The organism is Carbonatibacter coralli (assembly GCF_039592655.1).
Taxonomy (GTDB): Bacteria; Pseudomonadota; Alphaproteobacteria; order Kiloniellales; family Kiloniellaceae; genus Carbonatibacter; species Carbonatibacter coralli.
Genome location: NZ_JBBUTJ010000002.1, coordinates 586,862 through 607,783, shown reverse-complemented (window position 1 = coordinate 607,783; position 20,922 = coordinate 586,862). Strand labels below are relative to the sequence as shown.

Below are 20,922 nucleotides of genomic sequence, written 5' to 3'. Positions count from 1 at the left end.
ACTTGTTGCAGGGGCTTTTGTTCAGGATGGTTTTCCTGACAGGCGGATCAGCCCAGCAGGCTTGTCACAGCCATTTTGACCTCTGCTTTGATTTCATCATTTCTGAAGCTGTTGCTTTCAACGTCAAAGTTTTCACCGAAACTTGGTACAGAGAGGCTGGCTTTCAGGTCGGCCTTGAAGTGTGGTGCGGAGTTCACGGCCTGCGTCAGAACGGATTTTGCGCCTCCCTTGCCCGGAGAGGTGGAAAGATAGACAGCAGGCTTGTTCTGGAAGACCTGATAGTGGACGCGGGACGTCCAGTCGAAGATGTTCTTGAAGGCTGCGGAGTAGGTGCCATTGTGCTCGGCATAGGAAACGAGAACAGCATCGGCAGAACCGATCTTGTCATAAAAGGCTTTGGCCAGTTCAGGCTGGCCCAGTTCCTTTTCCCGGTCTTCGCTGAAAAGTGGCAGCTCGTAATCATTGATATCCAGCAGTTCAATCTCAACGGAGGGGCTGGCTGATTTCAGCAGGTCGGCTGCTGCTGAAACAAGTTTCTTGTTAATGGAGTTGCGGCTGCTGCTTGCGGCAAAGGCCAGAACTTTCATTGATTGGTCTCCCAATGGTTATAGAGGTCTGATTTCAGGAGCTTTCCATGTGGGGAAAGTGGTTCCTGAATCAAGTCGTGCGGCCATCTCGGCATTGACAGCATACCCGAAGAGTTCGAAAGTGTGCAGAAAGAATACAACGCATTTAGCAGCAGAAAGTCAGGACATGTTTTCGATCTTGGGCAATGCCACCTTCAGGCACCTTTTTGGCGCGCAGGTTTTCTCCCTGATGGGGTCGGGGCTGGCGACTGTGGCCCTGGCGCTTCTGGCCTTTGATCTTGCGGGAGACAGGGCAGGAACCGTTCTGGGAACGGCCTTTGCCCTGAAAATGGTGGCCTATGTCGGCATTTCCCCCGTGGTCGGTGCCTATGCAGCACGTTTTCCGCGACGCGGTTTTCTGGTCGGGCTGGATCTGTGCCGGGCTGCGATGGTCTGCCTGCTGCCTTTTGTCGATGCCATTTGGCAGGTCTATGTTCTTGTTTTCCTGTTCCAGAGTTTTTCTGCGGCTTTCACCCCGACCTTTCAGGCCACCATCCCGGATGTCTTGCCCGATGAAGAGGAATACACACGCGCTTTGAGTCTGTCGCGCCTTGCCTATGACCTTGAATCTGTCCTGAGCCCGGTTTTTGCCGGGCTGTTGCTGAGTGTTGTGTCGTTCCACTGGCTTTTTGCGGGGACCGGTGTTGGCTTCCTGATCTCTGCCCTGCTGGTTGTCACGGCGGCTCTGCCTGCTGCCAAAAAGGCGCTGGATCAGCAGGATACCCTGCGCAAGCGTTTGGGCAAGGGCTTCCGTATCTATATGAAAACCCCGCGTCTCAAGGGCCTGCTTGGCATGAGCTTTGCCGTTTCCGCTGCCGGTTCGATTGTGCTGGTCAACACGGTCGTACTGGTGCAGGGGCAACTCGGGGCGGATCAGACCATCCTGACGCTTTTTATGGGTGTCTATGGTGCCGGCTCAATGGTTGTTGCCTTCACCATTCCCAGACTGCTGAGAACCGTTCATGACCGCAAGGTCATGCTTGCAGGCATTCCCATGCTGATTGTCGGTCTTTTGCTGGCCACAGAAATTGACTCGGTTGTAACAGGATTGCCGGTCTGGTTCCTGCTGGGCGTTGCGGGTTCTGTTATCCTGACGCCTTCCGGGCGGCTGCTGGCACGTTCGGCCCATCCGGAGGATCGTCCTGCGATCTATGCGGCTCACTTTGCGCTGTCTCATGCCGGTTGGCTGATCACCTATCCGCTTGCAGGATGGGCCGGTGTTACCTTTGGCCTGCAGGAGACAATGCTGATCATGGCGGCACTGGTGCTTGTCGGAGGAGTTGCCGCGCTCTGGTTCTGGCCAAGGGAATTCGGGAGGGAGCTGGAGCACGAGCATCCTGCGCATCACCATGGCCACATGCACGTGCATGATGAGCATCATGACCACAAGCATGAAGGATGGGAAGGACCTGAACCCCATGTCCATCCGCATCACCATGAGGCTGTGCGGCATGTCCACGACTTTGTTATTGACGACCACCATCCGGCCTGGCCGACACGTCTGTGACAGGCTGCTGTAACAAAAAAGGCTTAAAGTGTTTTTCTGTTTGCCTTGTGACAGAAGCTGTTACAGAGTCCAGCTGTGTAATTTGCGTTTAAAAAACAGAAGAAAAAGCAAAGCACTATCCGTTCCAGACGAGGGCAAAATGACAGAGGCTATAGAAGCATTCCGCAGAATACGTGCGCGTTTATCAGAACAAAATCGCGCCTACCTGTTGCTTGTGGCTGCTACTCTTATGTGGTCCGGGAATTTTATTCTCGGACGGGCTGCAGCCTTTGAAATCCCGCCGGTTACGCTTGGCTTTTGGCGCTGGATCGTTGCCTGTTCCATTCTGGGATTTATCGGGTGGCGCTCTGTTGTCAGGGAGTGGCATATTATCCGGCCGGTCTGGTTCAGGCTTTCCATTCTGGGCATCCTGGGTGTGTCACTGTTCAATACACTTGTCTATGCAGGGCTTCAAACCACGCTGGCGACAAACGGTCTTTTGATCAATTCGGCCATCCCTGTGCTGATTGTTCTCCTGTCTGCCATTCTGCTTGGCAAACATCTGGTCTGGCGTCAGGCGCTGGGAATTCTGCTGTCAACTTTCGGTGTCCTGCTGCTGGTGGTGCAAGGGGATCTGTCTGCGCTTTTGCGGGTGGAATTCCATAAGGGAGACCTCTTTATCGTCACAGCAGCGCTGGCCTGGGGTTTTTATTCTGTCTGGCTTGCCTGGAAGCCCAGGGAACTGTCTCCGCTTGCCTTTCTGACCTTTATTGCCTTTGTCGGGATAATCCCGCTTTCTGTTGCCTATTACTTCAACATTTTTGATGAGCCTGCGATTGTGCTGTCTGCCCCCAATCTCGGGATTATTTTTTACACGGGCATCATGGCATCAGTCATGGCCTTCCTTTGCTGGAATCACGCTGTGCGTGTTGTGGGGGCAGCCGTTGCAGGGCAGTTTGTGCATCTGATGCCGGTTTTTGGCGCGATCATGGCTGTTTTGTTCCTGGGTGAGGTGCCCAAAGCCTTCCATGCTGTCGGGGCCGGCTTTATCGTGGTGGGCGTTCTTTTTGCACTTTGGCGCAAGGACAGGCTCTGAGATCGTCAGAACGATGGTTGCAAACAGCTTTCTTTGTTACACTGTTACTGTTCAATCTGTGTGTTTTCTGTCTGGATCAGGCCTATGCGGTTGCTTGAAGCCCTCGGACTCAGGTCCGCAATCTTTCCCTGTTTCTTCTGTCACTTTGTGACAGCGCTTGTGACGGTTCTGTGGACCCTGTCAGGTGCGACAAGCCTTGCCAGTGAGGACAGTTGTACCTTGCGTATCGCATGGAACTCCTACCCGCCCTACATGATCGACAGGGGAGAAGGGCGGGAACCGGAAGGCGTTGAGCCTGTTATCCTCAAGCACATTCTGGAACCGGTGGGGTGCCGCCTGGCCTTTGTGGAACTGCCTGTGAAAAGGGCTTTCAGGGCCCTGGAAAACGGAACTGTCGATATTATTCCCATTGCATCCTTCGTTCCCGAGCGTGAACGCTATGGTCTGTTCAGTTTGCCTTACAGGGATGAAGAGGCGCGATTGTATGGCCGTCCGGAAACAATCGAGGCGCATCTCGGCTATTCCTTTGAGGAATTGATGGAACGGCCCCTGACAATCGGTGCTGTGAACGGTGGCTGGTACGGAAAGGCCATAGAAGAGCTTGAACGTCGCCAGTATGAGGATCCTGCGGTCCTGATGAGGCTTCACCGGGTGCCGGATCATGACACACTTCACGGGACTGTACTGGGCGGACGGCTGGACATGATGGTTTCGGACCGGCTCTGGTGGGTATGGAACCGCCAGATAAGAGGCAATCAGGACAGGCTTGTTGATCTGGGTGTCCTGCTGCATCGCGACGCTGTCCACATGATGCTTTCCAGAACGCTTTCAAAGGATCTTGTTGCTGCTGTCAATCGTTCCATTGCCTGTTTCAGGGAACAGCCGGAAACGCATCTCCGGTGTTTTTCAGAATAGCAGACGCAGGCAGGAGGTGAGTCTCCCGGCCCCGTAGAACAAAAAAGCCCTGCAGAAGCCTGCAGGGCTTTTTCATCGGAATTTGTCTGATCGGTTACTTGGCTTTTGCAAGCTCTGTGTTGATCACGATGTTCACGTTGTCTGATGTCAGTGGTGCGTATTTACCCAGACCGAAGTCACTGCGAAGCAGGTCGCCGGTAATACGGAAGCCGAGGTACTGGGCACCTTTGTAAACGTCAATGAACTGACCGAGCGGGTGCTCGCCTTCAAAGGTTTTAACCGCTGTCAGGGTAACGGGCTGCGTATTGCCCTTGATGGTCAGATCGCCAACGATTGTGTAGATGTCTGCGCCGGTCTGTTTGACGGATGTGCTTTTGAATGTGGCCTGCGGGTGATTTTCGCTGTCAAAGAAATCGCCGCCTTGCAGGTGACCGTTGAACACTTCGATGTTGGTACGAACAGAAGCAGTATCGATGGTGACGTCAACCTGGCTGTTGGCCGGATTTTCCTTGTCGATCATGATCGTGCCGTCAAAGGTTTCGAACTTGATCGTTTGTGTGGAAATACCGGAGTGGTTGAAAGCGGCTGTGATTTCACTGTGACCGGCGTCAAAGCTGTATTGATCAGCCGCAAAGGCTGTTGTGGACGCCAGCATCAGAGCCGTGGCTGCGATAGAGGATTTCAAAAAGCGGGTCATCAGATTGCTCCTGTTAAACATCTGTGAGTTTAGGTTGTAGCGCAGCGGGTTAAGATCAAGCCCTTTGAGTGAGAAACTTTTCCTGTTTTCCCGTTTGGCTGTTGCATAGACAGAATAGTGGGGTGCTTTCATAGCGGAAACAACTGCGGGAAATGGAAACGGTTTGTCGCGTTTATGGAAACAATTTGCTTGAAGCCCCGGGGTCGTGCGGTTTTTGCGTCAGGATTTTGTAACTCTGACAAGCTCTGTCTGTATTCTCAGGTCGACCTCATCTGATGTCAGGGGAGCGTTGACACCGAGGTCGAAGTCGCTTCTTTTCAGTTGACCCTCCAGTTCAAACAGGAGGGTTCTTGCAGGATCGTTCGCCGTGCCCGCCTGTCCGGTTTGCCGTGCGATCAGGGTGACCGACCTTGTAATGCCCTTGATCATCAGATCACCCGTGACCTGATAGCTGTCCATGGCAATGCGTTCAACGCTGGTGCTTTTGAAGGTCGCATCCGGATGGTTTGCGGTATCAAAGAAATCTGTACCCCGCAGAAGTTCACTGAAGAACCCCACAGAGGTCCGAACACTTTCAGCCCTGATTGTGACATCAACTTCTGATTTGGAGGGGTTGTCAAAGTCGATTGTAAAACGGCCTTCAAAATCACGGAACAGAAGACTTTGGGTGCTCAGTCCTGAAAACACATAATCGACAGAGATATCACTGCCTTCGGTATCAAAGCTGTAGAGCGAGCTGGCCCAGCCCTGCACCGGAGCAAGAACGGTGCAAAGGACCAGGGCTTTCATCAGGGTGGGGATGGGGGATGACAGGGACATGACTGCTGTTTCCTTCCGGGCTGGTGTGTCGGAGTGGCGGTGACTTGATCTGTGAACAATTATGTTTGACGACGGCTTTTTATTCTTTCAAATCCCTGTGACCGGACTGTGATTCTGTCGTGTTCTTTGCCTTGTTTGCGCCCAACAAGGTTGTTACTGTCCACAGGAAACGGGGGGATCGTCTTGGTCCCCTGCCAGAAAAATTCGCTAATCCGCTTCGGTGCCTGCCGTCAATTTTGAAAGATTTTGCCTGTTATGAGCTTTGCTGCCTATTGCACAACTGTTGCCCGCAATTTTGAAGCCCTGCAATCCCTGGAGGCGGAACTGGAAGCTGCAGCAAAGGTCTGGCATGAAACGCTGGATCAGGGTGGTAAAATTCTCTTTTGCGGAAATGGTGGTTCAGCTGCGGATGCCCAGCACCTCGCTGCAGAGCTGGTCGGGCGTTACAAGAAGGACCGTCCGTCACTTCCGTCCATTGCCCTGACTGTTGACAGTTCAGCGCTGACAGCGATTGGCAATGACTACGGGTATGAAGAGGTTTTTGCCCGTCAGGTTGCCGGTCTGGCCTGTGAGGGGGATCTGCTGGTCGGGATCAGCACCAGCGGCAACTCGGCCAATGTGATCAGGGCAATTGAACGCGCTCGGGATCTTGGCGTCCGGACAATGACCTTTACCGGTCAGAGCGGCGGGACGCTGCGTGGTCTTTGTGATCTTTGTCTGGCGGTTCCTTCGGATCAGACCAATCACATTCAGGAAATGCACATTGCCGTTGGTCACTACCTGTGCGGAGAAGCCGAGCGTCGTTTGGGACTGGTGGACTGAGCGAGGATACGCTCAGGACCGCTTTGGTGTTTTTGTTTCTGATCTGATCCAGTCCAGAAAATCACTGTGCCCGTCTGATACCGGCAGTGCGGTGATACAGGGGCAGTCATAGCTGTGCAGTTCCAGAACGAGCTGTTTCAGAGCCGCGAATTTCTTCCGGGTAGTTTTGAGAATCAGGACTGTTTCCTCTGCTGTTTCCACCTGTCCCTGCCATTGAAAGACAGAGGTCATGGACGGCAGGATGTTCGCGCAGGCTGCCAGATTTTTCTTCACTGCTTCCGCGGCAATTGCTTTCGCTTCTTCCTTGGAACCGGCTGTTACATAGACAAACAGGAACTCTGTCTCTGTCATGTGAATGCTATCCCCGGTATTTGCTGTTGGCTGTGGTCAGTGTCCATTCAACCAGTTGGCGCATTGTTTTGCCAAGGGCATCATCCATGGCCCGGACAATCGCATCCAGATTGTCAGCCTCGGCAGGGACGCGCTGTTCAAAGGAGCGGGAGCCGATAATGACACGCCGCGGCATCTGGACGATTTTTGCCGTGATTGTCACCAGGGCTTCAGGCTTTCCGTCCGGATAGACGGTCTGGAATTCCCTCAGTTCAGTTTTCAGGATGAAATCCGAACGCAGACCAATGGCTTCACGTCCCACGGAAATGATTTTGTCCGTGTTTTCGAAGGATTCAACCAGCAGTGTCTGGACCATGGAAGGCGCCTTGTCGATCCAGCCGGCATTGGCATAGTACTCGAGCTTGATCGGGTCCCGCTGCAGGGCAATCTTGGTCGTGTTCAGGCTCGCATTGGCCGAGGTCGCTTCCAGTACCAGCTGCCAGTCAACTCTGGGCAGGTCCTCCCGGAAGGTGCTTTTGGGGGAAAGGCGATAGAGAGAGGGAAGCGGTCCCCGTCCGGGCAGAATACCGGAGCATCCGGCGAGCGCTGTTGCGCCTGCAGCCATTGAGGCGGCCTTGAGAAAGTGACGGCGGGTCGAGCTGTTTTTTTGCATGAAAGCCTCTATTCTTCCTGTGAACCTTTTATTCGCCGGCAACAAAGCCATCCTGTGCATCGCCAAAGAAGAAGCGTGCCGGGTCGCGTTTGATATCCGTTGTCAGGAGCTGGATGTCCTGGATCAGGGCGCGGGTTTCGCTCAGGAGCGAGGAGAGTTCATAGAGCCCTGTTGAAGCGAAATCCTGAATGGGCTGGCGGTTTTCCCGGAGCATTTCTTCAAGCTGCCCGCTGGTGCGCTCAAAGGATCTGGCGGTGTCGTTGAGAGAAACAAGCAGGTTGCGTACATCCGGGGCACTGTCTTCGACCAGTGCGTCTACCTGAACAGCGGCGGAATTGATGGCCTGAAGTGTTTCACGGGCTTCTGCAGCCATACCCGTTGTATTGTCTCTGAAATCACGGGTTACGGACTGGACGTCCTCCGTGATCAGGCGGACGTTTTCTGTTGTCTGCTGGGCATCGGCAATCAGCGCGCGCAGAGAGTCTTCCTGCTGGGCAAGGACACGGGTGATGGTGGCAATGCTGGCAAGTGTCTGGGCAATGTTGTTCCTGTTTTCGTCGTTCAGCAGATCCTGACCCTGTGCGAGCAGCACATTGGCATTGGCAATCAGCTCAGGGGCACCTTCCAGCAGTTCTTCAATGGCTGATGTTCCCGCCTTGATAACCGGCTCTCCATAGGGGCCGTCATTTTCCAGGGCCTCTGCGTCGTGACCTTCTGTAGCCAGTGTGATGGTCTTGGTTCCGGTAATGCCCTGATGCTGAAGCGTTGCGATTGTCTCTGTCGTGACCGGAGTGTTGGCATCCACTTCCAGCTCGATCAGGATTTCCTCGGTCGGGTTGCCGGGGGCAAGCCGGACATTGATGACCTGACCAACCGAGACCCCCTGATAGTTCACCGGGCTTCCGGACTTCAGGCCGCCGACATCACCCTTGTAGATAATGTGATAGCGGTCAAAGACCTGATCACCCTGAAAGTTGGCAAGCCAGATGACAAAGGCGCAGGCTCCGAAGAAGAGAGCGATGACAAAGCCGCCGATGAGCAGATGATTGGCACGTGTTTCCATACTCCGGGTTCTCTCTTTCTATGTATCCTGTCTGGAGGCGGCACGCCCCCTTGGCCCGCCAAAGTAATCCGCAAGCCAGGGATCGGGTTCCCTAATCAGCTCCGGAATGGTGCCAACTTTCATCTTCTTGTTCAACAGCACGCCGATCCGGTCACAGATGGCATGGAGGGAATCAAGATCATGGGTGATCATGACAACGGTAAGACCCAGAGCCTTGTTGAGATCGAGAATGAGCTGATCAAACTGATGGGCACCAATCGGGTCCAGACCTGCGGTCGGTTCATCGAGAAAGACAATATCCGGATCAAGGGCCAGTGCCCGGGCCAGACCGGCCCGTTTGCGCATGCCGCCGGAGAGCTCTGAGGGATACTTTCCTCCGGCTTCAGGCGGCAAACCGGCCAGAGCGATCTTGAGGGCGGCCAGCTCTTCACGCATCTTGCCGGAGATGCCGGTGTGTTCCTTCAAAACCGCTTCAATGTTCTGGGAGACTGTCAGGGAAGAGAAAAGGGCACCATCCTGAAACAGGACGCCAAGGCGTTGCTGAATGCTTCTGGTCCCCGCGCGATCAAGCGTGTCTGTATCCTGTCCAAGAATGCGAATGGTGCCTGCAGCCTTCCGGTTGAGGCCGATGATGGTGCGCATGAGAACAGACTTGCCTGTTCCCGACCCACCAACGACGCCAAGTATTTCCCCGGATCTGACGTCGAGTTCCAGCTGGTCATGAAGGATCTGGCTGCCAAACTGGTTGCGCAGGTTCCTGATTTCGATGGCAATCTTTTCTGTGCTGGTTTTTTCCGGATTGCTCATGATTTCAAATTCCCAGTGCCGAGAAAAGAATGGAGAGGAGGGCGTCGAGAACAATCACAATAAAAATGGATTCAACCACTGCACGGGTTGTCTGCTGCCCGACAGATTCAGCGCTGCGGGAAACCTTGAAGCCTTCGTGGCATCCGACCATGGCAATGATGAAGGCAAAGACGGGTGCCTTGATAATACCGACGAAAAAGTCGTTCAGACCCGCAGCACCGTGCAGGGTTTCGATAAATTGCAGAGGAGTGATCCCCAGAGTGGCAAAGCTGATCATGGCACCACCGAGCAGCCCCATCATGTCGGCGTAAAAGGTCAGCAGGGGCAAGGCGATCAGCAGCCCAATGATGCGGGGCAGGGCGAGAACCTCGATCGGGTTCAGGCCGATTGTCTGCATGGCATCGATTTCCTCGCTGACCTTCATGGTGCCGATTTCCGCCGTAAAGGCACTCCCCGACCGGCCTGCGACAACAATGGCGGTCAGCAGGATACCCATTTCGCGGAGCACGCCAATGGCAACCAGATTGACCGTGAAGATTTCGGCCCCGAAATTCCGGAGCTGCCCGGCCCCCTGAAAGGCCAGCACAATACCGATCAGAAAAGAGATCAGCCCGACAATGGGAAGAGCGCTGGCCCCGGTTTTCTGGACCTGTGTCAGAATGGCGTTGAAGCGCAATCGTCGCGGGTTCAGCAGGGCCATGATCAGGGTCTGCGTGATCAGTCCCGTGAAGGCAGTGAGATCGCGAAGCGAGGACAGAAATTCCAGTGCAATTGCGGCGGCGCGGTTGAGGATGCGTTCCCAAAGAGGGAGGCGGGGGGAAAGACCGGGGCTGATCTGTGCGTGGGGTTCGACTGCTTTCAGAATTGAGGCCGCAGCAGGGGAAACACCATTGCGCTCCAGGGAGAAACCCTGTTCAAGCAGGTGCTTTTCCATGCGGAGAAAGAGCAGGGCACCAGCCGTATCCATACGCTGTACCGCGCTGAAATCCACAATCAGGTTTCCGGGAGCTGTCTTTCGCGACAGCCACTGTCCGATGCACTTTTCCAGAGTGGGAACGTGCTGGGTAATCCAGGTTCCGGACAGCCTGATGTCCTGATCGCTTCCGGTTTCAATGGAAGGCAAAAGAGGGGAAACCGTCGTGTCGTCCATGAAACCTGCAAATCCTGATCAAACCTGATTTTGAGAATACTGTATTTTGAAGGACTTGGGAATCCCCCGCGACAGGCCTGATCCCTTCATCAGATGTTGATGAGGTCCGCCTTGAGGATGATGTCTTCAGCAGGCGGCAGGGGTTTGTGCTTGATGAAGGCGTCCATGACCCTTGCGGCATAGTCCGGATCGGAAAGACGTTTGTTGGTCAGAGCCTTGCAATGGCGCTCCATTCGTCCCATGGCATGGTTTTTGAGGATGTCGGGAACAGAGGGAACCTCGCGATCCTCGGCAGGCAGCTCGACTTCTGCAAGGGCAAAGTAGGTCACTCCGTTGTGCTTCAGAAAATCGACATCCCAGATAATGGTGCCTTCAACCTTTTTGAAGCGAATTTTCTCAACCGGTTTTTCTGCTACGGTCCAGAGGCGATTGAAGTCATCCTCTTCGATGTCGGTTTCAATTTCCACAACATCGTCTTCAACCCGGTGCTTGTAGGAGAAGATGAAGCGGTGCTTCCCGTTCGGACCCTCGTTCCATTCCCTGACCCTGCAGCCCTTGCGCAGATAGCCCTGTCTGATCGTGATCTTTTGAAAATCCGGGTGGGTTTCCATCGTGCGTTCCAGAGTCCCGTCCGGATCGTTCAGGGGAAACTTGTATTCATTTTCAATGGGCATCGTTCTGCTACAGGCCTCGTTTGCAAGAATGCGAACAGTTGCGGTTTTATGCTGGGAGTGCAATAGCGATTTGTCCATTAAAATACCAGAGCAGGATCAAAGTGTCACAGAAGTTTCATTCTTCCGGTCGCGTCTGGCATTGTTCGGGAGCTTTGCCCGGATAAAAATTCTCTTTGTTTTTTAAAGCTTTTTTCTGTGGTTTCCTGCGGATTGGTGTAAGCTTTTACGCAAGGGTCTGCTGTATCTGTCCTCCTGCCGGAAAGGGAATTGCCATGAAGGAAACCAATGCTCTCTTTGCCTCTTTTGGCCTGACTGTCTTTGAGGTCATGTCCCAGCTGGCTCTCAAGCATGATGCGATCAATCTCGGACAGGGTTTTCCTGATGAGGATGGTCCGCTTGCCATTCGTGAAGCGGCAGCCAAATCCCTTCTTGAAGGACCCAATCAATATCCGTCCATGATGGGAATTCCGGCGCTCCGGCAGGCTATCGCGGAGCATGATCGTGAATGCTATGGACTTGACCTGGACTGGCAGAAAGAAGTCATGGTAACCTCTGGTGCCACAGAGGCGTTGCAGGTGGCGCTTTTCGGGCTGATCGAACCCGGTGACGAGGTAGTGGTGATGGAACCGGCCTATGATTGCTATGTTCCCATGATCAAGCGCGCTGGCGGTGTTCCCGTGATTGTCCGGATGGAAGCTCCGGACTGGCGTCTTCCCATGGAGGCTCTGGAAGCCGCCTTTAACGGCAACACCAAGGCCATTGTCCTGAATTCGCCGCTCAATCCGGCTGGCAGGGTTTTCTCCTGGGATGAACTGGAGGCGCTGGCAGAGCTTTGTCTGCGCCATGATGTCTACGCCGTTTGTGACGAGGTTTATGAGCACCTGACCTTTGAGGGCCACAAACACTATCCGCTGATGTCATTGCCGGGCATGCGCAATCATGCTGTGCGCATCGGATCGGCGGGTAAAAGCTTTTCGCTGACAGGCTGGAAGGTCGGTTATATCTGTGCCGCAGCCGAGTTGATGCCTGTCATTGCCAAGGCTCACCAGTTTGCAACCTTTACGACGTCTCCCGCGCTTCAGGCCGGTGTGGTCGAGGCCATGACGAACCGGATGGACTTTACGCGTGATCTTGCCTGCTCCCTGCAGGGCAAACGCGATCTTCTGGCCAGCGGGTTGGAAGGGCTCGGATTTAAAATCCTTCCAACAGAGGGAACCTATTTCCTGACGGTTGATATCTCGGGACTTTACGATGGCAGGGATGAGGAATTTTGCCATGTCATCACCAGAGAGGCCGGAGTTGCGGCCATTCCTGTATCCATCTTCTTTGATATGAACGGTCCCACTCATCTGGTGCGCTTCTGTTTCTGCAAAAGGGAAGAGGTTCTCAAGGAGGCGCTCGTGCGCCTGAAAAAGTGGCTGGGGCGATAGCGATGGATTTTGAAAGACTCGGGCTTTTTGCCCTGACGGAAACCCTGCTGTCCCTGTCACCGGGACCTGCGGTCTTTCTGGTGATTGGCCTGTCTGTCCGCTATGGCTTCAGGTTTGGCGTTTTTTCGGCTCTGGGCATTGCCTCGACCAATGCACTCTATTTCTCGCTTTCTGCCTTGGGAGTCGGTGCGGCCATTCTGGCTTCTGCCTTTCTCTTTACAGTGATCAAGTGGATCGGTGCGGCCTATCTCGTCTGGATCGGTATCGGGATGATTCGTCCGCTGCTCGCCAGATTTCTGTTCAAAAGGGAAACGAATGCCGCTGTGATCGACGAGAACAGCGCCGCCCGGGCCGTTAGTGGTCAGAAAATGAACGACAGGGCTGCGTTCTGGAAGGGTTTTGCCGTTCAGGCCTCAAATCCCAAGAATATTGCTTTCTTTGTGGCGATCCTCCCGCAGTTTATCGATCCCGGAGCGGGTGATGTTGCCTTGCAGCTTCTGATACTGGGCGTGGTTTCCATCTCGCTGGAGATTCCGATCCTGCTGGTCTACGGGCTTGCTTCCTCGTCTCTTGCTGCCCGTTTGAAACAGAAGGCGCTGGACTGGCTGGAAGCTGTCTCCGGTTCGGTTCTGGTTGCGCTGGGTGGTCTTCTGGCTCTTTCAAAGCGCATGGAATAGGACGAAAAAAAGCCCCGCGCTAAAGAGCGCAGGGCTGAAAAAAGTTTGGGAGCTATCAAATGCGTATAACGCAAGGAGGCAAACAAAACGGTTATAAAGAAACTGCACTAAACCGTTTCGGATGGTGACAACCATCGTTGCTGAAAACCTTTATATATTTGTCATCTAATCTTCACAAATGCAGTCTTTGTACCTCTGCCATGCAGAAAGTGCATTCCTGCTTCAGGTCCGGGAAACGGGCGTGTCCGGTGGTCTCATGCGAGATTGTGCGCCGTCTTTCCGACGGGGAAAGGTCTCGTGCAGAATGCCGCGGTTCACAGGGTGGACAGAGGCTCTAAAAAATGACGGTGGTCCGGGCCACCATCCTTGCCTGCTCCTTGCAGGGGCCGGAACTGCCGGAAGGCAGATTTCAGAGGAAAATGGACAAGCCGCGGAAGCTCCGGATTTTTGCAGGTGGCGCTGTACATTCGCCTGAACAGCAATTTTCCGGGTTTGTCCTTGTGTAATAATGTTGTGTGAATATGTCTTCCTGGCGCAATTTTCTCTCTTTTTTTGACGTTCTGAGTCTGTTCCTGCGGGAAAAAAGCTGTCATGCTGATTTCTGTCGAATGGGAAAGAACTTCAGTTTTTGACCTGTTGGGCAATGTTTACAAAAGAAGTGAAACAGGGGATTGATAATGGCAAAAACGCTGGTATTGACAGTTATTGGACCAGACAAAGCAGGACTTGTTGATCAGCTCTCGGCTGCAATCAGCAATGCCGGTGCATCCTGGCTGGAAAGCCGGATGTCCAATCTGTCCGGTTATTTTGCAGGGATCCTCAGAGTTTCTGTTCCAAATGATAAAAATGAAGGGCTGAAGCAGGCACTGGCTTCAATGGAAAAGGACGGTTTGCGTCTGGTCATTGAAAGCGAGCTGTCCAGCAAGGTCGAGAATCCTCATCGCGAGATTTCCATGGAAATCGTAGGCCCGGATCATCCGGGTATCATTCATGATATTGCTCATGCTCTGGCCGAGCGGAAGATCAACATTCTCGAGTTGGCTTCCGAGGTTCAGAACGGTGCGATGTCCGGTGAGGATATCTTTATTGCCCATATTGCAGGATCTGTCCCCGAAGGACAGGACATGGACGAACTCCATGATCAGCTGTCCGATCTTGCCAACAAGCTATTGGTGGATATCTCTCTGGATGATCTGGAAGGCAACGTAACCCAGATTTGAGTTCAAGACCTCTCCGGTCTGAATGTTTATATGAGAAAGGCCCGTCCTGTGCGGGCCTTTTTCTGTTTCGGATCAATCTGCTCAGATTTGGGCGGTGTCGAGTTCTTCCCGCTCGGGAAGCTGCCAGTTGATCGGGGGCAGGCCCTGCTGTTCCAGATAGCTGTTGGCCTGGGAGAAATGCCTGCAGCCCAGAAATCCGCGATGTGCTGAAAGGGGAGAGGGGTGAGGAGACTGGAGAACCAGATGGCGATCCCTGTCGATAAAGGCCCCCTTTTTCTGGGCGTAGCTTCCCCAGAGCATGAAAACGATACCTTCGCGCTGTTCTGCCAGATGACGGATGGCCTGATCCGTGAAGGTTTCCCAGCCGCGTCCCTGGTGGGAGGCAGCCTTGTGCTGCTCAACGGAGAGGACAGAGTTCAGGAGCAGGACGCCCTGATCTGCCCAGGGCAGGAGGCAGCCGTGGTCGGGAATGCTCAGGCCAAGATCGCTCTCGAGTTCCTTGAAGATATTCACGAGCGAGGGAGGAGCCTGGATACCGGGGCGGACGGAAAAACAGAGACCGTGCGCCTGATTGGGGCCGTGATAGGGATCCTGCCCCAGAATGACGACACGCACATTGTCAAAGGGCGTCCGGTCAAAGGCCTGAAACATTTCTGCCCCTTTGGGGTAGATGACTTTGCGCTGGCCTTTCTGCTCTTTGAGGAAGCTGCGGAGCTGCTTCATGTAGTCCTTGGAAAACTCGGATTTCAGAACGGCTTTCCAGCTTTCTTCCAGCCTGATTCCGTCATCTGTCGCAGAAGTGTTCATCCTCTCAGCCTTTGTTGCTCACGCCCACGTTGAGTTCTGCCAGCAGTTTGTCCATATCCTGGCGGCGGGTGTGCTTGAAGAATTCCTTGGCAACGGGCGAAGCCGGATCGCGTTTGGAAATCACAAGCCCGATCTTGTTGGTCAGGCGGGGTTCCGTCAGCGGAATGGCGACAATGCCCTGCAGGTTGCTCAAGACATGGATCAGGGAGATGGGGACGATGGAGGAGGTGTTGCCAAAGCGGGTTTCATGCAGCAGCTGCGTGATGGCATTGGTCTCGGTCTGGGGATCGACATGGCAATCGAGGTCGGCGAAGACCCTGTCGATGATACGGCGATACTGCATGTCCGGCGTCAGGAGGCTGAGCGGGACATCCGCTGCCTCGCGCCAGGTGATCGACTCCCTGTCCCGGAGAGGTCCGTTTTCAGAGTGGATCAGGGAATACTCTTCCTCGAAGAGTTCGAGGATTTCAACGTTGCTTGGCAGTTCCTCGCTCAGATAGGTGATGCCGACTTCCAGTGCGAAGCTGTCCAGTCCGTTGTGGATTTCGCGCGATGACATGGAGGAAAGGGTGACTTTCACGTCCGGATGCGCGCGGGAGAAGGGCGCCTTGAGCAGGGACATCATCGGCATGGCAGAAGGAATGACGCCAATGCGGAGATGCCCGACAAGGCCCTTGCCAACCATAGACAGCTTTTGCTTGAGATTTCGGGACTCTGCCAGAATACGCTGCGCTGCCGCGACGACCATTTCGCCTTCGGGGGTCAGGCCCTGAAAGCTGCGCTCCCTGAGAACAATCGGAACGCCCAATTCACTTTCCAACTGGCGAATACGCGCAGAAAAGGCTGGTTGTGAAATATGGCAGACCTTGGCAGCACGCCCGAAATGGCGCTGTTCTGCCAAGGCACAAAGCAATTCCAGTTGTCTTAAATCCACAGTTTGCTGATCCCCGGCTGAATCCCGTTCAGAGACGGTATGGTTTTTATTGTGTCAGCCTTTATAGCCCCGGAGGCGCTATTCTGCAAATTCCTCAAAAGATAGAAGGGCAAAAATCAGGACTGGATGTGGGGAATGGGTTTGCCGGTCATCAGGTTGGGTGTGCCTGTGGGCGAGTCCATCCCGACCTTCATCAGCACGCGTCGTGCCGGGCCGATCTGGCGCAGGAAACCCAGACCCAGATCGCGGATGGAATGCAGGACAACCGAGTTGTTCGAAGCAAAGCGGTTGAAACTGTCCGCGGCAGCCATTCGTGTGACCACATCAAAGCGGCGGGATTTGTCATAGGCGCGCAGGACATCGGCAGAGCCGGCGTCCCTGCCCGAGGAAACGGCACTGATCAGCTGGTCTGCGAGCTCTGCGACATCCCGAAGGCTCAGGTTCAGGCCCTGCGCAGCAATCGGGGGAAGGCGGTGGGCCGCTTCGGCAATCAGAGCCAGACGTGGCGCATGGAAGCTGTCAGCAATCATGGAAGAGAGCGGAAAGCCTCCCTGTGATCCAAAGAGCTCGACGGTGCCAAGACGATCGCCAAGCTTTTGTTCGAGGGCTTCAATGAACTCCTCTCTGGGACCGGAGAGCAGTCTTTTTGCGCGGTTGCTCTCCTCGACCCAGACAATGCTGGAGCGCTTCAGGCTTCCATCCTGGCTGTGCATGGGAACCAGAACAAAGGGGCCGGCAGGATAGTGAGTTTCTGTTGAGATGCAGTCGTGTGGCTTGCTGTGTTCGATGTAGCAGGTGATCGCGGTCTGGGGGTAATCCCAGGACGTGGTTTTGATCCCGGCCATCTGCCGTGTCGGAGAACCCGCACCATCCGCAGCAACAACGAGTTCTGCTGTTATCCTGTCTCCGTTTTCCAGTTTGATCACGGCCTTCGGGCCTTTGTTGTCAAGCTGTGTGACCTTGCTCAGATAGCGGTGATCGACGCACTCCAGTTCTTCCAGTCGTTTGCAGAGGCTTCTGCGCAACAGGATATTGGGAACATTGTAGCCAAAGGCACCGGCGCCGACTTCCTCAGAACGGAAATCGGTCTCGGAGGGCTTGCGCATCAGACCGCGGGGCAGATTGACGATCCGCATGACTTCCAATGGTGTGCTGTGTTCCTTGCAGCCCTCCCAGACACCGCAGGCGCTCAAAAAGGAAAGGGAGTTCTGGATCAGTGCCGTGGTGCGGTTGTCGTCAACCTCGAAGAAGGGTCGATCATCCGGTTCACCTTCCGTGTCAATGACTGTGGTTCTGATCCCCGCCGTTCCCAGACAGGCTGCCATGGAAAGACCTGCAAGGCCGCCACCCACCACCGCAATGGTTGTTTCGGTCTCTGGTTCTGAAGCTGTGAACTGTGCATTCATGGCGGTGCCTCACCTGGGGAAAGGAAGAGAGGGGATCATAGCCCCATGTCCGGACAGAGAAAAGGGATCACATTTGCCGTGATTTCTGTTTTTCTTCGTCATTCAGACATGAGCAGATCAAAAAAAATCCTGATCTTCGGGGTACTCCTGCTCTGGACTGAAAGCAAGATGAGTCATGATCTTATAAGGTTAACAGACGTGTGTTTATTGTCGCAGCAACGTTTCTCACACGCTTGTGCAGGGCTGTTATGCGTTGATGAGATTGAAAAAAGTGCTCATATGACCTATATTGAGTAAGAGAGAGAAAACTCTCGCATGATTTGAGGAGTGGTTCGATGGAACTGTCACAGGTACAGAATGTCAATGCGCTGATCCGTACAGGCACTTCGTCTGATGTGGCATCTTCCGGCGAGCAGGCCGTGCAACAGGCAGTGCGTGAGCAGACCTCTGTCTTTGATGCACAGCCGGCCTACCAGCTCAATCTCAGCGAAGCAGCGCGTGAGTTGCTGGCGACCAATCCTCCACGAGACGTTTCTTCGAGCTCGTCTTCATCGTCGAGCTGATCATTGAAAAACGCTTGCAGACGCGTTTTTCATTTTTTATCTCCAGAGACGACAAACCCGCTGTGAAAAAAAACACAGCGGGTTTTGTTTTGCCCGCCCTGTACTGGTTCTTCAACTGCTATGATATTGAGGTGAAGCAGGCGGACTGGTCTGTGCCTGTGAACAGTGATCATGCAGAACCGGAGAAGAACAGGGGGACGATATGCTGAAAGGCCGATGTGACTGTGGACGGGTTTCCTTCGAGCTTGATGAGGCCCGCAAGGCCATAACGGTTTGTCATTGTGGACAGTGCCGACGGACAAGCGGGCACCTCTGGGCCTCTACCCACGCAGCGTCCTATGATGATCTTCGTTTCCTGAATGATGAGGGACTGAGCTGGTACGCGTCCTCTGACTTTGCAAAGAGAGGGTTTTGCAGGTTCTGCGGCTCCAGCCTTTTCTATCGCATGAATGATGAAAAGGGTGTGGGCATCGCTGCCGGATGTCTGGACATTCCGACGGCCATGCACACCGCAAAGCATATCTTTGTGAAGGACAAGGGGGATTACTACGAGATCACGGACGATCTGCCACAGATGGACGAACTGTGATCAGGACACCAGGCTGTGCCAGTCCTCTTCCGACAGGACAGTCACGCCCAGGCTTTCGGCCTTTTTCAGTTTGGAGCCTGCATCTGCACCGGCAACAACATAGTCGGTTTTCTTGGAAACAGAGCCTGCAACCTTGGCTCCCAGGGCCTCTGCCCTGACCTTGGCTTCATCGCGTCCCATCGTGACAAGCTTTCCGGTAAAGACCACGGTTTTCCCCGCGACCGGACTGTCTTCGGCGATTTCCAGTACGAAGTCCTCGATCGTCAGTTGCTCCTGCAGATCACTGACGATGGCCCGGTTGTGCTGTTCCGTAAAGAACTCCCGCAGATCGCGGGCCATGGACGGGCCAATGCCGTCAATGGCGAGCAGTTCCTTCAGGGCATCGCTTTCGGCTCCGTCCCGGCTTTCCTCCTCGATCAGTTCAAAGAGTTTCAGCAGTGCATCCAGTGAGCTGTAGGTTCTGGCCAGAAGCTTGGCGGTTGCCTGACCAATCTGCGGAATGCCGAGGGCAAAGACAAAGCGGTCCAGAGAGACCGTTCTGCGGGCCTCGATTGAATTCCAGAGATTGCTGGCTGACGTGTCGCCCCATCCCGGAATGTCCTTCAGGCGAGGAGAGCGGTTTTCATCGTCGCGCTGGAGGCGAAAGATGTCTGCTGGCGACTTGATACGGCTTTCCTCAAAGAAGAAACGGATCTGCTTGTCACCCAGCCCCTCAATGTCAAAGGCGTTGCGGCTGACAAAGTGTTTGAGACGTTCAACGGCCTGGGCCGGGCATTCCAGGGAGTTGGTGCAGAGAGTGACAGCGTCATCTGCATGACGCACAGCAGGGCTGTCACATTCCGGGCACCTGTCCGGGAAGACATAGGGGCTGCTGTCTGCAGGACGCTTTTCCGGAAGGGCACTGACCACCTGCGGAATCACATCGCCAGCCCGCTGAATGATGACAAAGTCGCCCTCGCGGATGTCTTTGCGTTCAATTTCGTCTCGGTTGTGCAAGGTGGCGTTGGAGACAACCACACCACCAACGGAGATGGGCTCCAGCCTTGCGACAGGTGTCAGAGCCCCGGTGCGGCCAACCTGGATATCAATCTTCTCGATACGGGTTACGGCCTGTTCTGCCGGAAACTTGTGCGCAATGGCCCAGCGCGGGGCACGGCTGACAAAGCCCAGACGCTCCTGCCAGTCCAGCCGGTTCACCTTGTAGACGACACCGTCAATTTCGTAAGGCAGGTCCGGGCGTTGCACGCTTTGCTGCTGGTAGTGTTGCAGCAGGGCTTCGGCAGATTCAAAGAGACCGTCCGGGTTGAGTGTGAAGCCCCAGTTCCGGAGTTTCTGGCGGCATTCCGTCATGGTTGCGCCAAAGGATTCGGAGACTTCTCCCCAGGCGAAGGCGAAGAATTTCAGGGGGCGTGCTGCGGTCACGCCGGCGTCTTTCTGGCGCAGGGAACCGGCTGCGGCGTTACGCGGGTTGGCGAAGACCTTGCCGCCCTGTGCGGCCTGCTGTTCGTTCAGGCGCTGGAAATCATGCCGGTCCATGTAAACCTCTCCACGGACTTCCAGAACGCCCGGGAAGCCCGAGCCGGTCAGCTTGTGCGGAATGTTGGCAATGGTCTTGATATTGGCAGTGATGTTCTCACCCTCGGCACCGTCGCCCCGTGTCGCCGCCAGCACCAGTTCCCCGTCTTCATAGCGCAGGGAACAGGAAAGGCCGTCAATTTTTGGTTCTGCCAGTATTTCGACCTTTTCCCCGGCAGGGAGCGTGAGGAAACGGCGGATACGGTTTACGAACTCGACGACATCACCATCCTCAAAGGCATTGCCCAGGGAAAGCATGGGGATGCTGTGCTGAACCTTGGCAAATCCGCTGGTTCTGGAAGGGGAGGCGCCAACACGTTCTTCCGGACTGTCCTTGCGCTTGAGGTGCGGAAAACGCTCCTCAATGGCCTTGTTGCGGATGCGCAGGGCGTCATAGTCGCCATCTGAAATGCTGGGTTCGTCTTTCAGATAATAGGCCTCGTCATGCTTTTTGATCGTGGAGGCAAGAGCGCGCAATTCACGGCTGGCTTCTGTTTCGCTCAGGGCTTCAACGGCCTTGTCGGCAAAGGGTGTTGTCATTCTTCTGTCCTGTATGCCTCTGG

Annotated in this window: 23 protein-coding genes; 9 read left to right on the top strand and 14 right to left on the bottom strand. The window is 54.5% G+C overall.

The genetic code is table 11. From position 1 onward, the window contains the following. Nucleotides 1–47: 47 nt before the first annotated feature. The gene (locus AAAH10_RS08275) at nt 48–587 is read right to left on the bottom strand and encodes an NADPH-dependent FMN reductase (RefSeq protein WP_343562420.1); all 540 of its coding nucleotides are present in this window, start codon (nt 585–587) and stop codon (nt 48–50) included. 166 nt (nt 588–753) lie between these two features. Between AAAH10_RS08275 and AAAH10_RS08270 the strand changes: the two genes are divergently transcribed. The 3 genes from AAAH10_RS08270 to AAAH10_RS08260 all read left to right on the top strand — a co-directional run bounded on the left by AAAH10_RS08270 (nt 754) and on the right by AAAH10_RS08260 (nt 4,123). Next, nucleotides 754–2,133 (top strand): MFS transporter, encoded by a 1,380-nt coding sequence (locus AAAH10_RS08270; protein WP_343562418.1) that lies wholly within the window; start codon nt 754–756, stop codon nt 2,131–2,133. A gap of 139 nt (nt 2,134–2,272) precedes the next feature. After that, nucleotides 2,273–3,208 (top strand): DMT family transporter, encoded by a 936-nt coding sequence (locus AAAH10_RS08265; protein ID WP_343562417.1) that lies wholly within the window; start codon nt 2,273–2,275, stop codon nt 3,206–3,208. 84 nt (nt 3,209–3,292) lie between these two features. Then, nucleotides 3,293–4,123, top strand: coding sequence for a substrate-binding periplasmic protein (locus AAAH10_RS08260; protein WP_343562416.1), 831 nt, complete (start codon nt 3,293–3,295; stop codon nt 4,121–4,123). A gap of 94 nt (nt 4,124–4,217) precedes the next feature. Here AAAH10_RS08260 and AAAH10_RS08255 read toward each other — a convergent pair whose 3' ends face one another. After that, nucleotides 4,218–4,820, bottom strand: coding sequence for a YceI family protein (locus tag AAAH10_RS08255; RefSeq protein WP_343562414.1), 603 nt, complete (start codon nt 4,818–4,820; stop codon nt 4,218–4,220). 219 nt (nt 4,821–5,039) lie between these two features. Continuing rightward, nucleotides 5,040–5,639 carry a YceI family protein gene (locus AAAH10_RS08250; RefSeq protein WP_343562412.1) on the bottom strand — a complete coding sequence of 200 codons (600 nt, stop codon included), beginning with the start codon at nt 5,637–5,639 and terminating at the stop codon, nt 5,040–5,042. A 255-nt stretch (nt 5,640–5,894) separates the two neighbouring features. On the opposite strand from AAAH10_RS08250, the gene gmhA reads away from it, so the two are divergent. Further along, on the top strand, nt 5,895–6,461 hold the full coding sequence (gmhA, locus tag AAAH10_RS08245; protein ID WP_343562410.1) for a D-sedoheptulose 7-phosphate isomerase: 567 nt from the start codon (nt 5,895–5,897) through the stop codon (nt 6,459–6,461). Nucleotides 6,462–6,473: 12 nt separating this feature from the next. On the opposite strand, the gene cutA is transcribed toward gmhA, so the two are convergent. The 6 genes from cutA to AAAH10_RS08215 form a co-directional block, all read right to left on the bottom strand. Beyond that, a complete protein-coding gene (cutA, locus tag AAAH10_RS08240) occupies nt 6,474–6,812 on the bottom strand; it encodes a divalent-cation tolerance protein CutA (RefSeq protein WP_343562408.1) in 339 nt (112 codons plus the stop codon). Between the two features lie 7 nt (nt 6,813–6,819). Then, complete coding sequence (locus AAAH10_RS08235; RefSeq protein ID WP_343562407.1) at nt 6,820–7,464, bottom strand: ABC-type transport auxiliary lipoprotein family protein; 645 nt, start codon at nt 7,462–7,464, stop codon at nt 6,820–6,822. Between the two features lie 28 nt (nt 7,465–7,492). Beyond that, nucleotides 7,493–8,527, bottom strand: coding sequence for an MlaD family protein (locus tag AAAH10_RS08230; RefSeq protein WP_343562405.1), 1,035 nt, complete (start codon nt 8,525–8,527; stop codon nt 7,493–7,495). 18 nt (nt 8,528–8,545) lie between these two features. Continuing rightward, a complete protein-coding gene (locus AAAH10_RS08225) occupies nt 8,546–9,334 on the bottom strand; it encodes an ABC transporter ATP-binding protein (protein ID WP_343562403.1) in 789 nt (262 codons plus the stop codon). Between the two features lie 4 nt (nt 9,335–9,338). Continuing rightward, on the bottom strand, nt 9,339–10,484 hold the full coding sequence (locus AAAH10_RS08220) for an ABC transporter permease (RefSeq protein ID WP_343562402.1): 1,146 nt from the start codon (nt 10,482–10,484) through the stop codon (nt 9,339–9,341). A gap of 89 nt (nt 10,485–10,573) precedes the next feature. Then, the gene (locus tag AAAH10_RS08215) at nt 10,574–11,236 is read right to left on the bottom strand and encodes a hypothetical protein (RefSeq protein WP_343562401.1); all 663 of its coding nucleotides are present in this window, start codon (nt 11,234–11,236) and stop codon (nt 10,574–10,576) included. A 194-nt stretch (nt 11,237–11,430) separates the two neighbouring features. Between AAAH10_RS08215 and AAAH10_RS08210 the strand changes: the two genes are divergently transcribed. Both AAAH10_RS08210 and AAAH10_RS08205 read left to right on the top strand, forming a co-directional pair. Beyond that, a complete protein-coding gene (locus AAAH10_RS08210) occupies nt 11,431–12,588 on the top strand; it encodes an aminotransferase (protein ID WP_343562400.1) in 1,158 nt (385 codons plus the stop codon). A gap of 2 nt (nt 12,589–12,590) precedes the next feature. Further along, nucleotides 12,591–13,265 (top strand): LysE family translocator, encoded by a 675-nt coding sequence (locus tag AAAH10_RS08205; protein ID WP_343562399.1) that lies wholly within the window; start codon nt 12,591–12,593, stop codon nt 13,263–13,265. Between the two features lie 314 nt (nt 13,266–13,579). Here the strand turns inward: AAAH10_RS08205 and AAAH10_RS08200 are convergent, their stop codons facing one another. Next, entirely contained in the window at nt 13,580–13,858 is a 279-nt protein-coding gene (locus AAAH10_RS08200) for a hypothetical protein (protein WP_343562398.1), read from the bottom strand. Nucleotides 13,859–13,942: 84 nt separating this feature from the next. Between AAAH10_RS08200 and AAAH10_RS08195 the strand changes: the two genes are divergently transcribed. After that, entirely contained in the window at nt 13,943–14,485 is a 543-nt protein-coding gene (locus AAAH10_RS08195; protein ID WP_343562396.1) for a glycine cleavage system transcriptional repressor, read from the top strand. A gap of 81 nt (nt 14,486–14,566) precedes the next feature. On the opposite strand, the gene ung is transcribed toward AAAH10_RS08195, so the two are convergent. The 3 genes from ung to AAAH10_RS08180 all read right to left on the bottom strand — a co-directional run bounded on the left by ung (nt 14,567) and on the right by AAAH10_RS08180 (nt 17,632). Next, a complete protein-coding gene (ung, locus tag AAAH10_RS08190) occupies nt 14,567–15,292 on the bottom strand; it encodes a uracil-DNA glycosylase (protein ID WP_343562394.1) in 726 nt (241 codons plus the stop codon). Nucleotides 15,293–15,296: 4 nt separating this feature from the next. Then, complete coding sequence (locus AAAH10_RS08185; RefSeq protein ID WP_343562392.1) at nt 15,297–16,226, bottom strand: LysR family transcriptional regulator; 930 nt, start codon at nt 16,224–16,226, stop codon at nt 15,297–15,299. Nucleotides 16,227–16,342: 116 nt separating this feature from the next. Next, on the bottom strand, nt 16,343–17,632 hold the full coding sequence (locus AAAH10_RS08180; RefSeq protein ID WP_343562390.1) for an FAD-dependent monooxygenase: 1,290 nt from the start codon (nt 17,630–17,632) through the stop codon (nt 16,343–16,345). A gap of 335 nt (nt 17,633–17,967) precedes the next feature. Between AAAH10_RS08180 and AAAH10_RS08175 the strand changes: the two genes are divergently transcribed. Both AAAH10_RS08175 and AAAH10_RS08170 read left to right on the top strand, forming a co-directional pair. Beyond that, nucleotides 17,968–18,195, top strand: a complete 228-nt coding sequence (locus AAAH10_RS08175) for a hypothetical protein (RefSeq protein ID WP_343562388.1) — start codon at nt 17,968–17,970, stop codon at nt 18,193–18,195. A gap of 202 nt (nt 18,196–18,397) precedes the next feature. Next, a complete protein-coding gene (locus tag AAAH10_RS08170; RefSeq protein WP_343562386.1) occupies nt 18,398–18,784 on the top strand; it encodes a GFA family protein in 387 nt (128 codons plus the stop codon). Here the strand turns inward: AAAH10_RS08170 and ligA are convergent, their stop codons facing one another. Then, nucleotides 18,785–20,899, bottom strand: a complete 2,115-nt coding sequence (ligA, locus tag AAAH10_RS08165; protein ID WP_343562384.1) for an NAD-dependent DNA ligase LigA — start codon at nt 20,897–20,899, stop codon at nt 18,785–18,787. Nucleotides 20,900–20,922: the final 23 nt, after the last annotated feature.

What these genes read in the sequence shown, in the direction of transcription:
- AAAH10_RS08275 (WP_343562420.1), bottom strand. Translation starts at nt 587, where the DNA reads ATGAAAGTTCTGGCCTTTGCCGCAAGCAGCAGCCGCAACTCCATTAAC.
- AAAH10_RS08270 (WP_343562418.1), top strand. Translation starts at nt 754, where the DNA reads ATGTTTTCGATCTTGGGCAATGCCACCTTCAGGCACCTTTTTGGCGCG.
- AAAH10_RS08265 (WP_343562417.1), top strand. Translation starts at nt 2,273, where the DNA reads ATGACAGAGGCTATAGAAGCATTCCGCAGAATACGTGCGCGTTTATCA.
- AAAH10_RS08260 (WP_343562416.1), top strand. Translation starts at nt 3,293, where the DNA reads ATGCGGTTGCTTGAAGCCCTCGGACTCAGGTCCGCAATCTTTCCCTGT.
- AAAH10_RS08255 (WP_343562414.1), bottom strand. Translation starts at nt 4,820, where the DNA reads ATGACCCGCTTTTTGAAATCCTCTATCGCAGCCACGGCTCTGATGCTG.
- AAAH10_RS08250 (WP_343562412.1), bottom strand. Translation starts at nt 5,639, where the DNA reads ATGTCCCTGTCATCCCCCATCCCCACCCTGATGAAAGCCCTGGTCCTT.
- gmhA (WP_343562410.1), top strand. Translation starts at nt 5,895, where the DNA reads ATGAGCTTTGCTGCCTATTGCACAACTGTTGCCCGCAATTTTGAAGCC.
- cutA (WP_343562408.1), bottom strand. Translation starts at nt 6,812, where the DNA reads ATGACAGAGACAGAGTTCCTGTTTGTCTATGTAACAGCCGGTTCCAAG.
- AAAH10_RS08235 (WP_343562407.1), bottom strand. Translation starts at nt 7,464, where the DNA reads ATGCAAAAAAACAGCTCGACCCGCCGTCACTTTCTCAAGGCCGCCTCA.
- AAAH10_RS08230 (WP_343562405.1), bottom strand. Translation starts at nt 8,527, where the DNA reads ATGGAAACACGTGCCAATCATCTGCTCATCGGCGGCTTTGTCATCGCT.
- AAAH10_RS08225 (WP_343562403.1), bottom strand. Translation starts at nt 9,334, where the DNA reads ATGAGCAATCCGGAAAAAACCAGCACAGAAAAGATTGCCATCGAAATC.
- AAAH10_RS08220 (WP_343562402.1), bottom strand. Translation starts at nt 10,484, where the DNA reads ATGGACGACACGACGGTTTCCCCTCTTTTGCCTTCCATTGAAACCGGA.
- AAAH10_RS08215 (WP_343562401.1), bottom strand. Translation starts at nt 11,236, where the DNA reads ATGGACAAATCGCTATTGCACTCCCAGCATAAAACCGCAACTGTTCGC.
- AAAH10_RS08210 (WP_343562400.1), top strand. Translation starts at nt 11,431, where the DNA reads ATGAAGGAAACCAATGCTCTCTTTGCCTCTTTTGGCCTGACTGTCTTT.
- AAAH10_RS08205 (WP_343562399.1), top strand. Translation starts at nt 12,591, where the DNA reads ATGGATTTTGAAAGACTCGGGCTTTTTGCCCTGACGGAAACCCTGCTG.
- AAAH10_RS08200 (WP_343562398.1), bottom strand. Translation starts at nt 13,858, where the DNA reads ATGACAGCTTTTTTCCCGCAGGAACAGACTCAGAACGTCAAAAAAAGA.
- AAAH10_RS08195 (WP_343562396.1), top strand. Translation starts at nt 13,943, where the DNA reads ATGGCAAAAACGCTGGTATTGACAGTTATTGGACCAGACAAAGCAGGA.
- ung (WP_343562394.1), bottom strand. Translation starts at nt 15,292, where the DNA reads ATGAACACTTCTGCGACAGATGACGGAATCAGGCTGGAAGAAAGCTGG.
- AAAH10_RS08180 (WP_343562390.1), bottom strand. Translation starts at nt 17,632, where the DNA reads ATGAATGCACAGTTCACAGCTTCAGAACCAGAGACCGAAACAACCATT.
- AAAH10_RS08175 (WP_343562388.1), top strand. Translation starts at nt 17,968, where the DNA reads ATGGAACTGTCACAGGTACAGAATGTCAATGCGCTGATCCGTACAGGC.
- AAAH10_RS08170 (WP_343562386.1), top strand. Translation starts at nt 18,398, where the DNA reads ATGCTGAAAGGCCGATGTGACTGTGGACGGGTTTCCTTCGAGCTTGAT.
- ligA (WP_343562384.1), bottom strand. Translation starts at nt 20,899, where the DNA reads ATGACAACACCCTTTGCCGACAAGGCCGTTGAAGCCCTGAGCGAAACA.